The organism is Halioxenophilus aromaticivorans (assembly GCF_042850945.1).
Classification (GTDB): domain Bacteria; phylum Pseudomonadota; class Gammaproteobacteria; order Pseudomonadales; family Cellvibrionaceae; genus Halioxenophilus; species Halioxenophilus aromaticivorans.
In genome coordinates, this window is record NZ_AP031496.1 from 4,261,343 (window position 1) to 4,276,655 (window position 15,313).

A 15,313-nucleotide genomic window follows, 5' to 3' on the forward strand; every position below is an offset into this window, starting at 1 on the left:
GGCTACACTATGAGTCAGTTTTCTCGCCCCTTTATTTTGCGGCCAGTGGCAACGTCGCTACTGATGCTGGCAATGCTGATCACCGGCCTGATGACATGGCGTATGCTGCCGGTGGCTGCCCTGCCTCAAGTCGACTACCCCATTATTCAGATTTACACCTTCCAGCCTGGCGCCGGCCCGGATGTCACCGAACGTACGATTACGGCGCCACTGGAGCGCTACCTAGGCCAAATTCCTGGCTTAAAACAAATGTCTTCCACTAGCTCAGCCGGGGCCTCGGTCATTACGCTGCAATTTGAGCTGGATGTCGAAATGGGCGTGGCCGAGCAAGAGGTGCAGGCGGCCATGAATACTGCCCAAAACCTCTTACCCAGCGATCTACCTGCGCCACCGATTTACCGCAAAGTAAACCCTGCGGACACCCCCATACTGACCCTGGCAATCACCTCCAGCTCCATGCCCCTGTACCAAGTGCACGATTTGGTCGACACGCGTATGGCGCAGAAACTGGCGCAAGTGTCTGGTGTGGGCCTGGTCAGTTTGGCCGGTGGTCAACGCCCGGCCTTACGGGTGCAAGTCAACCCCACCGCGCTGGCCTCCTACGGCTTGAGCCTGGACCAAATTCGCCAAGCGATCGCATCCACCAACGCCAACCAAGCCAAGGGCAGCTTCGACGGCCCTACTCGTACCACAAATCTGGATGCCAACGATCAGATACGCTCGGTGGAGGATTACAAGCAGCTGATCATCAACTGGGAAAATAACGCCGCGCTGCGCCTGGGCGATGTTGCCAATATTGTCGACGGCGCCGAAGATCGGTTTTTAGCCGCCTGGGCCAATGGCCAGCCGGCGGTATTGCTGAACATTCAAAGGCAACCCGGCGCCAACGTTATAGATGTGACCGATCGGGTAAAAGAGCTGCTACCAGAGCTGACCGCCACCTTACCCTTGGCAATTGATGTCGCCGTGTTAACCGACCGTACCCACAGCATCCGCGCATCGGTGCACGATACGCAAAAAGAATTGCTGTTTGCCATCGGCCTCGTGGTGCTAGTGACGTTTTTATTTTTACGCAGCCCAAGCGCAACCATTATTCCTAGCGTCGCCGTACCACTGTCATTGATTGGTACCTTTGCGGTGATGTACGCGCTGGGCTTTTCCATCAACAACCTTACGCTTATGGCCTTGACCATTGCCACCGGGTTTGTGGTGGATGACGCCATTGTAATGCTGGAGAACGTCGCCCGTCATAGAGAAGCCGGTCACTCGCCCATGGCAGCAGCACTGAAAGGCGCCGCCGAAATAGGCTTTACGTTAATTTCGCTGACCTTCTCCCTGGTGGCCGTACTGATTCCACTGCTGTTTATGCCCGATGTCGTTGGCCGCCTGTTCCATGAATTTGCCATTACCCTGGCGGTGGCGATTTTTATTTCACTGATCATTTCGCTTACGCTCACACCAATGATGTGTGCACGCTTTATGAACACGCCGCCACAAGAGAAATCCGACGGCTTCTTAAACCGCATCATTAAACGCTACGATACCGGCTTGGCCTGGGTATTAAATCATCAACGTTCAGCCATGCTGGTGTTGTTGGCCACAGTGTTTCTCACCGGATGGCTGTATTGGCTAGTGGAGAAAGACTTTTTTCCCGTCCAAGATAACAACGTGATTCAGGTGATTACCGAAGCGCCGCAAAATATTTCGTTTACTGCCATGGCACAGCGTCAACAGGAGCTGGCGGCGGCGCTGATGGAAGACCCAGGCATTGAGAGCTTGTCGTCTTTTATTGGCGTAGACGGCGTTAACACCACACTCAATAGCGGCCGGTTGTTAATTAACGTACCCCCGCACGCACAACGTTCGGAAAGTATCTTTACAGTTATCGAACGGCTAGAGAGCCGAGCTAATGAAATCGACGGCATCGATGCCTACTTTCAGCCCGTGCAAGAACTTACCATCGAAGACCGAGTCAGCCGCACTCAGTATCAACTGTCGCTCACCAGCCTTGACCGAGACGAACTGCGCAACTGGGTACCTAAATTTGTTGACGCGCTAAATGCTCAACCGGAGCTGGTGGATGTCGCCTCGGATTTGCAGCAGCAAGGAGCTGAGGTATACGTCGACATCGACCGCGATGCAGCCGCACGACTAAACCTAGACGTGACCGATATCGCCGACACGCTGTATAACGCCTTTGGTCAGCGCCAAGTCACCACCCTGTTTACTCAGGCCAGCCAGTACCGAGTGATTATGGAGGTGGACCCACGCTTTGCCGACAACCCCGAAAGCCTGCGCAGTTTGTTTGTCACCAACGGTGACGGCAGTGCCATACCCTTGGCCAATGTGGCTGAAATCAAACAACGTCGCGCCGCCCTATTGATCAACCATCAAAGTCAGTTTCCGGCCACCATGGTGTCTTTCAACTTGGCCCCGGACGTTGCTCTGGGACAAGCCGTAAAAGCCATTGAAACGGTGCAAACACAACTGCAAAAACCGGCCATTATTGACAGTGAATTCCAGGGAGCGGCGGCCACCTTCCAACGCTCGCTGGCCAACACGTTATGGCTGATTCTAGCTGCGGTAGTCACCATGTATATCGTGCTGGGCGTGCTGTATGAGAGCACCATTCACCCCATTACGATTTTATCGACCCTGCCATCGGCCACCGTGGGCGCTCTTCTGGCGCTGCTTATCAGCGGCCGGCCCTTGGATATGATTTCCGTGGTGGGCATTGTGTTGTTGATTGGCTTGGTGAAAAAGAACGGCATTATGATGGTGGACTTTGCCCTCCAAGCCCAGCGCAACCAAGGACTGACGCCACGCGAAGCAATACACCAAGCCGCCCTGTTGCGTTTTAGGCCGATTTTAATGACCACCTTGGCCGCCCTGTTTGGCGCCCTGCCGCTGATGCTGGCGTCCGGTTCCGGTGCCGAGCTGCGCCAGCCGCTGGGCATTGTGATGGTGGGCGGACTGCTGGTTAGCCAAGTGCTAACCCTGTTTACAACCCCCGTGGTATACCTGTTTTTTGACCGTTTCAGCCAATCCAACGCAACCACTGCCAACCCAGCGGAAGCCACGCTATGAATTGGGTAAAAGTCATTCTGCTACGGCCCATCGGTATTGTTTTACTGTCGCTGGCGTTAATCCTGTGCGGTTTGTTGTGCTGGCGGTTATTGCCGGTGGCACCGCTGCCGCAAATGGACGTGCCCATGATCTCGGTCACCGCCAGCTTGCCCGGTGCCAGCCCACAGAGTATGGCCAGCACCGTGGCCACACCACTGGAGCGATCTTTTGGCAGCATCTCTGGTATTACCGCCATATCCTCGGCCAGCAACCAAGGCTCCACGCAAGTTGCGTTGATGTTTGAGTTGGATCGCGATCTCAACGAGGCCGCCCGCGAAGTGCAAGCCGCCATCAATGCCGCGCGCGATCAACTGCCCTCTGGCATGCCTAACAACCCGCAATTCAGCAAAGTGGATCCGTCACAGGCGCCGATAATGGGTTTGGCATTGAGTTCGGACACGCTCACCCCAAGCGAGCTTTACGACGTTGGCTCTACCATTTTGGCCCAGAAATTAGCCCAGATTACCGGCGTCGGCGAGGTAGCCGTGGACGGGGCCTCGCTGCCAGCGGTGCGCGTGCAACTGAACCCCGGTGCTTTATTACAATACGGTATCGCCCTGGATGAAGTGCGCAGCGCTATTTCTCGCACCAGCGTTATTCGCCCCATGGGCACCATCGAAAACGACAAGCATCGCTGGCAGGTACAAACCAGCGATCCGGAATTTACCGCCGCGGCCTATCGCGATCTTATTATTCGTGAAAACAACGGCGCCGTTGTAAGGCTGGGCGATGTGGCCACGGTGACAGACTCCGTTGAAAACAAATACAGCAGTGGTTTTCACAACGACAGGCAGGCGGTGATTTTAACCATCAACCGTAAAACCGGTGCCAATATTGTTGCCACCATCGATAACATTAATAATCGACTTCCCCACCTCAAGCAACTTATACCTTCCGACGCCGATTTAACCGTGGTTATGGATCGCTCCCCGGTGATAAGAGCAACCTTAAAAGAAGCCGAAATCACCCTTATGATCGCCTGCATATTGGTAATGCTGGTGGTGTGGGTATTCCTGGGTAATTTCCGCTCTGCGTTGATTCCCTCGTTGGCCATTCCGGTGTCACTCATCGGGGCTTACATTGCCATGTATTTCTTTGGTTTTTCACTCAACAACTTATCCGTTATGGCATTAATTGTTGCCGCAGGGATTGTGGTGGATGATGCCATTGTTGTGCAGGAAAACGTTGAGCGGCAATTAGCCTATGGCAGCACGCCATTACAGGCAACGCTCAAGAGTTACTCCGAAGTTGGTTTTACCCTGGTGGCCATGACCGCCACTCTGGCGACCGTGTTTTTATCCATTTTGTTTTCCGGCGGAATCGTTACTCAATTATTCCGCGAGTTCTCCATCACCCTGGTGGCAGCAACGGTAATATCACTGCTGGCGGCATTAACGCTCATACCCAGCCTGTGCGCCACCTGGATACAACCCAAAACCAGAAGCACACCATCCAAGCGCGACAAAGTTTTTGCCCAACTGGATGCCGGTTACAAAACCGCCCTAGGCTGGATGCTGCGCTTTAAACCTATGGCGTTAGTGATCATCGCCCTGGCGTTGGCCGCCAGCGTCAATGTGTTCAATAGCCTTCAACAGCAAGCGCTACCGGATCAGGATACCGGCCAGATTCGCGGTTTTATACGCGGTGACGATGGGTTTTCGTTCCAGGTTATGCAACCCAAAATCGAGATTTTCCGGCAGTACATTTTGCAAGACCCAGCAGTGGAAGACTTAACCGGAACCAGCGGTGGCAATGGCGGTTTAACCAACGGCCAAATCAATATTAAATTAAAACCCCTGGCCGAGCGCAAGGTCTCGGCCCAGGACGTGGCCGATCGCATCAACGCCAACGCGCCTTTGGTACCCGGCGCAATGATGCGGGTGTCGGTGGATCAGGATCTGAATATGCGGCCGCGCTGGGGCCGTAGTGAGTACGAAGTGGTGCTGCGCTCGGACTCACTCACGGAACTGAAAAAGTGGGCCATTATTGTTGCCCAAGCCATGGAACAAAGTCCGTTACTAGAAGACATCGACAACGTCGATGGCGATGAAGCTCGCCAGGTGGTGTTGGATATAGACCGCGAGGCTGCAGGCAGTTTGGGCGTCGATATGCAAAACGTTGCCTCTGTATTAAGCAATTCCTTTTCGCAACGGCAGGTGGCTACCCTATACGACGAGCTAAACCAGTATCGTGTGGTGATGGAGCTTGAGCCGCGCTTCACCGCCGGGCCAGAAACCCTAGGACAAATCGAAGTCCTTACCGGTGATGGCTCACGCGTGCCGCTGTCTACTTTCGCCAAATGGACCTACGGTATGGCGGAAGACCGTATCCGCCATGAAGGCCAGTTCGCGTCCATGGGTATTGGCTACGGCGTTGCTCCTGGCGTTACCACCGTTGCCGCCGAAGAGGAAGTAGATCGCATACTCAACCAAGTGATGCTGCCCACAAGCGTGCACCAAGCGCCGCCCTCGCCTAACGATTTAAACCAAGGCATGAAAGACCCCTGGCTGTTTGTGTGGGTGATTCTTGCGGTGTATTTGATTTTGGGTGTGCTTTACGAAAGCACCCTGCACCCCGTCACTATTTTATCCACCATCCCCCCCGCCGGCCTGGGCGCTTTAGTAGCGCTGAAACTCACCGGCCAAGATCTGAGTTTAATTGCTCTGCTGGGACTATTTTTGTTGATCGGCGTGGTGATGAAAAACGCCATTATGATGATCGACTTTGCACTGTCGATCCAGCGCCAAGAAAATCTAGCCCCACGCCAAGCCATTGAAAAAGCCGCACTGCTACGATTGCGCCCCATTTTAATGACCAACCTGGCGGGCATGCTGGGCGCGATACCTCTGATCGTCGGCGCCGGCGACGGTGCAGAAATGCGCCAACCACTGGGCATTGCTATTTTCGGTGGCCTGGCATTAAGCCAACTCATGACTCTGTTCACCACACCCGTTGTGTATTTATACCTTGAGACATTGCGCCAAGCAGTGAGTAAACGGTTTAAAACCGACGCTGAACAAACCAAACAACCAGAATCGCTTTAAAGCTCGTATCATTAAGACAATTGCGCTATGAAATTAATGCTCAAAACTCTCGCCCTGGCCTCTTCAATTTCGCTATTAACTGCGTGTGCGGTAGGGCCCGATTACCAGCAACCCGTGGTGGCTGAACCAGAGGCGTTCAAATACCACCAAGGCTGGATGCCCATGCCAGAACAAAGCTGGGAAGCAACCGGCCTGTGGTGGCATATTTTCGATGACCCAGTGTTGGGCGATCTCATTACCATCGCCAATGACAACAACCAGAGCCTGGCCCAAGCCGAGGCCAATTACCGCGCGGCCCTGGCACAGCGTGGTATCAGCCGCAGTGATTATTTTCCTACGGTGAATGCCGGTGTCAGCGGCGATCGCAGTGGCGGCAACCAGAGCCAGACCTCCGAGCAGGCGCAAGCCAGTGTTTCTGTGGGCTGGGAACTGGATGTCTGGGGGCGAATTCGCAGGCAGGTGGAAGCCAGTAATGCCGACTTAGAAGCCAGCGCAGCCGACCTGGCGGCGGCAAAGTTATCTATTCAGCTGAGTGTGACCAACAGCTATTTAAACCTGCGTGCGCTGGAGCAACTGGACAAGATCCTGCAGCAAACCCTAACCGCCTATGAGCGCTCTACCCAGCTGACGACCAACCAATACGATGCCGGTATCGTCGCCCGTGCCGATGTTATACAGGCTGAGACTCAATTGCAGTCACTGAAAAGCGATGTCTTCGACCTGCAGCAGCAAAAGGCGCAGGAGCAAAACACCCTGGCAGTACTGCTTGGCCAAGCGCCATCGATGTTTGAGTTTAATCAGGCCGGCGCACTGCCAGCGGTTCCCAATGTACCCGCGCGTCTTCCTTCGCAATTAATATCCCGGCGGCCGGACGTTATCGCCGCCGAGCGCAGCGTGGCCTCAGCCAATGCCAATATTGGTGTGGCGATCAGTGCTTGGCTGCCGGACATTAGTCTATCCGGCAGTTACGGTACCCAAGCCAGCTCGTTCAGCGATCTACTGGATGCGCCGGTGCGTGTTTGGTCGGTTGGCCCCAGCCTGGCCCAACTACTGTTTGCCGGCGGCCGCCGAGGTGCCGCCCGCGATGCCGCCATCGCCAGCTACGAAGCTCAAGTAGCGGTGTACCGGCAAACGGTGCTGGAAAGCCTAGCCGAAGTGGAAAACGCCCTGGCAACGTCATTTATTTTGGCCGAGAAATCCGTGCAGCAGAAAAAGCTGGTGGAGCTGGCCGAGCAAAATGAAACGCTGGTCACCAACCGCTACAAAACCGGGTTAGTGACTTTTTTGGAAGTGGCCACCGCACAAAACAGCACGCTCAGCGCACGGCGCGAACTGGTTAACTTAACCACCGAGCAACTAACGGCCTCAGCCACCCTGGCCGCTGCCATTGGCGGCGCCTGGGACTAAACAACCCAGCCCCCGCCTGGCCGGGGGCTGCCCTGCCCGATACCGTTAAACTCTGAGCCTGCCGGCAAACCTGCAGTAAAAAGCCTCCAGCCAAAGCCGCCTCGCCAGCCCCAGGCAGCTACAATTCGTGCCCAACTTGCGTTAACACCGAGCACTGAGAACCAATTCGCGTTAAGGTATTGCGTGGATGCAATAACAACAGCCAATCAACACGGATACGAATCTATTATGAGCAAGTTAGCGGTAATTCTGTCGGGCTGCGGCGTCTATGACGGCGCAGAAATTAATGAAGTGGTGTGCTCTCTGCTGGCACTGGAAGAAAACGGCATTGCCTATCAGTGCTTTGCCCCGGATATCGATCAACACCACGTAATCAATCATCTCACCGGCGAAGAAACCGGCGAAACACGCAATGTGCTGCAAGAATCTGCCAGGATTGTGCGCGGCAACTGCCAGCCGCTGAGTGAGTTAAACGCGCAGGATTTTGATGGGCTACTGGTACCCGGTGGCTTTGGCGTGGCCAAGAATCTTTCGGATTTAGCCTTTAAGAGCGGCGACGTAACCATCAATGACCAATTTTTAAACGCCTGCAACGCTTTTAAAGAGGCCGCTAAGCCCGCCGGCTACATGTGCATTGCACCGGCCCTACTGGGCAAAATTTACGGCGATGTGAATTGCACCATCGGCAACGACCCAGACACCGCCGGTGTGATTGAAAGCCACGGCGGCAGCCACACCAACGCAGCGGTGGATGAAATCGTTGTTGACCAAGCGCACAAGGTGGTCAGCACACCCTGCTACATGCTGGCGGAAAACATCAGCCAAGCGAAAAGCGGCATCGATAAATTGGTGGTAGCGCTAAAAGGCATGCTGTAACGAGTTTATTGATATCCAGATCTCCAGGCCCCACGTCAATCGGGGCCTTAAATACCTTTCCCTACAACCAACGACAGATCTACAAGTTACCGCTATCCCAATGACTGCAACCACAGCACGTAGGTTCGCACCGGGCTATTTTTCTACTGTGCGTATAACAATCAACGTAACTAAGGTGCCGCGTAAAGTATCTGCGTTTATATCAACCCGATGGCACCGTGCCGCTAACAATCCCTAAAGTTGGCTTTCTAAATACACGCACATTTCTGAAAAACCCACCGATTTTTTCCTCCGCTGGTGTCAACATTGATAAACAGACCTTACTGACGCCAACCCTACCAGCGCACTAGCAGAGAAGACCCTGAACAATGGGCATCTAATGAACGATAGCCAAATAAAGTAAGGGAGAAATAAAATAACGAGCTAAAAGCGAGCTATTAATTGGCCAAGATAGATAATGCAAACAAGTTATCCAAGAACAACAAAACACTTATTTACTGAACCCGGCCAACGCCCAGTCAAAACCCCAACCGATAACACCAGCAAGCGGTGCAATTCCCATTTAAAATAGACATACAGCAAAACTCACTTTACACCCACCCCGCACTGAACGTTCAAACCAAACCAATATCATGCTACCCCGACTAAACCACACACTACCAAACCGTAATTTCTAAAACCAAAATATAAGCCCACATTAATTTATGGAAAGATCCGCTGCAGTCAACAAAAGCAAAAAGCAATAATCCCCAACAACCACCGGAAAAATTAACAGACCAGATAAAAACGAAAAACGTTAATGCCCGCACCAAGACAGTGACCACCCAAAAAAACCCGCCGACTTATAAGCTATAAAATACAACATGCAAAAATATTAGATACAAGCGCCGAATAATACTGTTTAGTCTTTGCCTAACCAGCCATTCAACATAAAACTAAAAACGCGTTAAGAATAGTTACCAAAAACACTCCAGATACGCATAAAAATAGTCGTTTTATAAGACACAAGAAAAATCAAATTAACCACGATGTAATATTCATAATTAAAATAAATATAAATACCCTCAAAGTAGAACTCGAACACATTTAAAATCAAACACACATCACAAAGAGCATAACCAGCCAACTTGAACTGCACTTTTTGCTACTAAGCTGAATTTGAACTTTAGGAATGCATTCATTCGAATTGCACAGTATTAGCAGCACATCAACCAGCAAAGTAGTAGGGCGACTATGGAAAATTTATCAACTAAGCATCGTATGCCAGCAGTAAGCAGCGTGCTTGCACTATCCGTTAGCCTCCTTACCGCCACCGGCGGTGAAGCAGCAACTAGCAGTAACTCACATGCGTTCACCGAACAGAATATTGCGTTAAGCAACCTGGGCAGCGCTCTTCAGCAATTTGTACAAAAGCCAAGCCTATTTGGCTCCATTACCGGCATGTACGAAGAAACCACCGATACCGCGGTAGTAGGAAAAACAGGCACCACCGCCACAGAAAAGGTTGATTCACCCCAAGCAAGCACTGCGGGCAAGCCCACCATCGCTTTGGCTTTTTCCGAAAGCGGCTACAAAATTGCTAAAGGTACCACCGTTACCATTACGGCAAATGCGGCCGATAAAAACGGCAGAATCACCAAGGTTGGCTTCTATAAAGACGGTGTATGGGTTGGCAAAGACACCAAAGCCCCTTACACCCACACCTGGAAAGCCGATAAAAATGGTACTTACACCATTTACGCTAAAACCACGGATAACCACGGTTTAACCACGACTTCCACCAAATACACATTTACCGTCACCGATAAAGCTACCGGTAACGAAAACCCGGAGGTGGCTCTGATCTCGCCAACCGCCGGCGCCAGCATTGATGCGAACTCTAATATTACGTTAAGCGCAAATGCGTTTGACAACGACGGCTCTATCACCAAAGTAGCGTTCTTCGCCAACGGTAAGTGGCTAGGTAAAGACACTACCAAGCCTTACACCTTCGATTGGAACAATGTTCCAGAGGGCACCCACACGGTTTATGCCCGTGCTACGGATAACAAAAATGGCATGGCTACTTCTGCCTCGGTTAAATTAACAGCCAACGCCACTAAAAAACTGCAGCCGCCAGCAATTACGCTGACGGCACCAAACGATGTAGCCGCAGTTGACCTAGGCGATAGCATTACAATTAAAGCCAATGCATCCGACACCGACGGCAATATCAAAAAAGTCGCGTTCTACAGTAACGGCAGCTTATTGGGTACGGACTCCACCAGTCCTTTTGCTTACACCTGGACCAACGCCAACGCCGGTAGCCACGATATCTATGCCATTGCCACCGACAGCGATGGCTTGACCGCCACTTCAGACACACACCGCGTATCGGTTAATGAAAAAGTTAGTGGTAAATTGGTAACCTACCCTGCAAATGCCGATGTCGCCAGTGTGTTCAAGTCCAGCAAATTTGCGGTAAACGTGAGCCAGGGCGGAAGCACTAAAAACTCGTTTGTTTACAAAAGCGAGAACACGGCAAACCCAGGTTGGAAAGGCACGTTAGACTACATGCAGGATGCCAACCATTGGACCACCTTCTCGTTTGACGGAAAAGTCGTAGTAGAGGCCCGTCGCTTGGATGGTAAGGCCATTGAAAACTGTATCGTTCGTCCTTTGTCACTGAACATTAAGCCGCAAATTCAGGGCAACAAATGCAGTTTTGAGCTGAATCAACAAGCCAAGCTATCCGTAGAAATTGATGAACCAACATCGGTTACCCGCCCAATCACCGGCATTGGCACAGTGACCAAGGAAATCGTTAAAAACCCTCTGTTTGTTTTTGCTCAGCCTCTAGAAACAGATGTGCCCACCAAATCAGATGACGACACCATTTATTTTGGCCCAGGCATCCATGAAATTGGTAAAGGTTATACCATTCCCAATAACAAAGAGGTTTACATTGCCGGTGGCGCGGTAGTAATCGGCACCATGTCCGGTGGCTACAACCCAACCAACGTGAAGATCCGTGGCCGAGGCTTGTTGACAGGTTATGGTCTATCGGAAAGTAAGTCTGAGCACAACTCCTGGGGTAACCACAGTATTGCATTTACTTCTGGTAGCCGTGGATCAGGCCTGGAAATCGAAGGCATCACCATCTCCGACCCATTGAGAAGCTGTATTGTAAGTTACAACAAAGTGGATATCCGTAACGTAAGCCTGTTCAGCTGGAACCACAGAAATGACGGCATAACCGCCGGTAATAATTCCACGATTGAAAACGGCTTTATCAAGGTCCAAGACGATAACCTTAAACTGTATTACAGCAACCAAACAGTCCGTAACATGGTGATTTGGCAACAAACTGCTGGCAGCGTGTTTAAGTTCTCTTGGAACCTACGTCGAGTAGCGCAAAACAACCTAGTTGAAAACATCGATATTATTCACAGCGATGTATTTACTGACTATGCGCCTGCCGAGGTGGACCGAGCTGACCTTCAAAGTAAAAGCGCTATCTTCAGTGCCATGGGCTTCCAGCGCGGATCCGCGTTCCAGAACAACACGTTCAAAGGCATCCGCATTGAAGAAGAGCATCTGTTACGCTTAATGAGTCTGCGCATGGTCACCACACACGCCGGCCCAGTTTCAACGGACACCTGGGGTAACCCAAGCCCTAGCGCAGTTAAGACCATTGATAACGTTGTGATCGAAGACTTGAGCTTGGCGAAAACACCTTACAAACAAAGCACTTTGTACGGTAACGCTGGCGGTAAGATTAGCAACATTAAGTTCAATAACCTTCGCATCGACAATCAGCTTATAAACGGCGAGTGGGCTCTGACCAGCAAGCTGGATGGCACCGGTCTGACCACCGCTGGTAACGTATCTAAGATTACCTTCGGTGAATAGCCCTTGGCAAAATGATTTGAAAGAATAACGCGCTAAGCCGTATCAGCAGCACTGAAAGGCAGCGTTAACCTGATAGCCCTAGCAGAAATGTTAGGGCTTTTTTTTAGCTATAATTTCTGTTCCCACCGACTAATGGTTTTATCAGCCAGCTAGCCGCTCTACAAACCAAAAGACTCCCAAAGATCTCAGCTTGCATCAGCCTATAGCAGAATATCAAACTGCCTCAAAACCATGGAATGTAAGGGGTAGATTAATGCAGTGCAGTAAACCTAAGCTGGTTAAGCTGATTTACGAATTAACGTTAAGTTAGCATTTACTAATGTAAAATCTCCATATAATGGACACGGCGAAGCTTCTTTTCTGCTATCGTTGCTTCTTATATAAAAAAACGTCGCAGTTAGGCCTATAACTGTGTCTCCAGAAATCTAAATGCCATTCCAGCATCAATTGAGTCTTAGCTATCAAGAAAAAGGGAATTTTATGATCAAATTAGCTAATTTTACATTAAAGGCCGCTGCAACACTTAGCGCGGCTGTTTTTTCAGTCTCCGTGTGCGCCCAAGAGTTTGAGTGGGCTAGAACACCGTCTTTTAGCCAAAATGCTCACGTTCGAGATATCCACCTTAACGACGATGAAATGTATGTCGTTTGGGACATGCATGACGGATGGGATGTCAGTGGGGTACTTGCTCAACGAATGACCTCTGATGGCGCAGCATTGTCGAATGATATCACCTCATATTACTGGACAAATTGGAGCACCTTTAGCGAAGTGGACCACACGAAAGATACCGCTGCGAATGAAGGGGGATTTTATTACATTACCTTCAACACACTTGGCTATATTTTGAACGCCAAGATGATCGACGGATCAGAATGGACCGTAAAAGCCGATAACTCTGAATTAGACTACGATGGAAATAATACGGGTGGCTACCCGAGGGCTACTTTCAGAGAACTTTGGACAGACGAACAATCGATTTATGTTCGTGGCGAGTTAGAGCAATCGGCAAGTTCTGGCACCCTTCCCTATTTATTTGAATATGACCTACATGGTAACGAAATATCCAGGACCAAAGACTCAAATTCTGAGGCGTTTAACGCCGTTAAGTATGCCAATACTATAAACTATACTGTCGACTACGATGCCAATACCATAACTTTACTAAACAATGACGGCAGTGTACAAAATGCGTTCACCACGTTAAATGATATCCAAAGCGTAGCCTACTTTGACGGCCTCATTTACACCACCGAGAGCGAAGATTCCCAACCTCAAGGCGGCTATCAGTTGATCAAATATACACTCGACGGAGATGCCTCCATATTAAATTCATACACCCCTGAGCATGAAAAGACTAACGGATCTAAAACTGCCGTTACTGCCACCGAGAAGGGTGTATATACCTTTGGTATCCAATATTCGGGCGAATGTTGCGAATCCAACACTTATTATCGATTTGCAACATACAACCACTACGGACAGTTAGAGCGGGTAAAAAATATGCCCGGGCTTTTCAACATGTATGACGAAGTGTCAATACTCAAAACCGATGAGGATTTTGCGTACATTAAGCTGGGGAATCTTCAATATCAAAGCGGCATCTTCTTCGAGTACATTGCCAAAATTCAATTAGAAGAAAAGCCGTTCACGGCATTTCCGGGTGGAAATATTCACTATCTAAATCGCTCACCAATTTCAAATTCTAGGGGTAAGAGCGGACCAATGTTGAACATCGTCAGTCAAGGTCTGAATGAAGCGACTAGCAATCAAATCCTCTATCTCGACGACATGACGAACACTTATGAATATTATTATCGACATGAGAGGTTTATCAACTCAGTCATTTACCCACACCTGGCAAATTACGGTGCTGGCGTAGCCTATTTAGCGTCAGACGTGCAATCTCCTGATGTAGCTAGTGGTTATGAAAATGAAGCGGTAAGAACTCTTCTGGTAATGGATGGAGCGGAAATAGAGTACAACCGCAAGCATCCTGACGCGAAACCTATCAAGGCAATTGTGATTCCAGATCAAAACAACAATGGCAAAGACGAAGTCGGTGTATTAAGTGAACTGGCGAACCCCAAAAGCCTTTATGTTGAAGTCCGCGATCCTTATAAAGACTCGCAAAAACCATTGGCGAAGGTTTCATTTAATCCAAACTTCGCACCAAAGGATATTACCTTAGTAGAGGATCTGAATAATGACGGTAAGCCAGAGCTGGCATTACTATCGGTGAATAAGGCCTCAGGCGTAAATAAAATAGAAATACGCAGTTTAGATGGAACACTCATAAAGAACTTATGGCTAGGTAAAAATTTCGTTTCGCACTCCTTTGTTGAACCACTATTAAACGATGATTTTACTCCGATACCAAGCTCTCAGCTGGGTGTTGTTCAATCTCATGCGAGTGATGACCAAGGGAATCGAGTGGTCACCATGGATGTTAAATCCGGAAAAGTAATAAAAAGAAAGGCCTTGAACCCCAACTATGTACCCGTTAAAGCCATTGCCATACCTGATATCAACAACAATGGTGCTGACGAGTATGCCGTACTGAGCCAACAGAACTCTTCTGAGCTGAGCGTAGAAAAAATACAGGCGCGTATCGACATTGTAGATACCGAAACCAATAAAACTATTAACAAGATTTGGCAACGGAAAAATGCCGCGGCCTTCGGTTTAACAGCTATCCCCGACCAGAATGGCAATCAATCTCCAGAGATCGTCACTCTAGTTTGGCAGGATAGCGCATTAACAGTAAAAATACAGGACAGTCTAACTGACGAACTGATTTCAACATCTAAGATTAGATCGATAATCTATGGGTATGATTAAAGCCCCAATCATACGTTCCTAAACTAACCGAGCCTCAAGATCATCTGCAATAGGGGCTCGGCGTTCCAATAACGCACGCAAATTATTGACAAACCTTAGGATGAGGTACGGGCGCAGCTATAATTAAC

At 50.1% G+C, this 15,313-nt stretch carries 6 protein-coding genes; all 6 read left to right on the forward strand.

Translation table 11 applies throughout. The features are described 5' to 3' along the window. Positions 1-9 precede the first annotated feature (9 nt). The 6 genes from ACGHM3_RS18290 (at position 10) to ACGHM3_RS18315 (ending at position 15,185) form a co-directional block, all read left to right on the forward strand. Positions 10-3,087 carry a multidrug efflux RND transporter permease subunit gene (locus ACGHM3_RS18290; RefSeq protein ID WP_345426096.1) on the forward strand — a complete coding sequence of 1,026 codons (3,078 nt, stop codon included), beginning with the start codon at positions 10-12 and terminating at the stop codon, positions 3,085-3,087. After that, a complete protein-coding gene (locus ACGHM3_RS18295; protein WP_345426098.1) occupies positions 3,084-6,170 on the forward strand; it encodes an efflux RND transporter permease subunit in 3,087 nt (1,028 codons plus the stop codon). Before ACGHM3_RS18290 ends, ACGHM3_RS18295 begins: the two co-directional genes overlap by 4 nt. 27 nt (positions 6,171-6,197) lie before the next feature. Beyond that, the gene (locus tag ACGHM3_RS18300) at positions 6,198-7,577 is read left to right on the forward strand and encodes an efflux transporter outer membrane subunit (protein ID WP_345426100.1); all 1,380 of its coding nucleotides are present in this window, start codon (positions 6,198-6,200) and stop codon (positions 7,575-7,577) included. Positions 7,578-7,805: 228 nt separating this feature from the next. Then, on the forward strand, positions 7,806-8,453 hold the full coding sequence (gene elbB / locus ACGHM3_RS18305; protein WP_345426102.1) for an isoprenoid biosynthesis glyoxalase ElbB: 648 nt from the start codon (positions 7,806-7,808) through the stop codon (positions 8,451-8,453). 1,233 nt (positions 8,454-9,686) lie between these two features. Beyond that, positions 9,687-12,344 carry an Ig-like domain-containing protein gene (locus ACGHM3_RS18310; RefSeq protein WP_345426104.1) on the forward strand — a complete coding sequence of 886 codons (2,658 nt, stop codon included), beginning with the start codon at positions 9,687-9,689 and terminating at the stop codon, positions 12,342-12,344. 429 nt (positions 12,345-12,773) lie between these two features. Next, the gene (locus tag ACGHM3_RS18315) at positions 12,774-15,185 is read left to right on the forward strand and encodes a hypothetical protein (RefSeq protein ID WP_390517386.1); all 2,412 of its coding nucleotides are present in this window, start codon (positions 12,774-12,776) and stop codon (positions 15,183-15,185) included. Positions 15,186-15,313 lie beyond the last annotated feature (128 nt).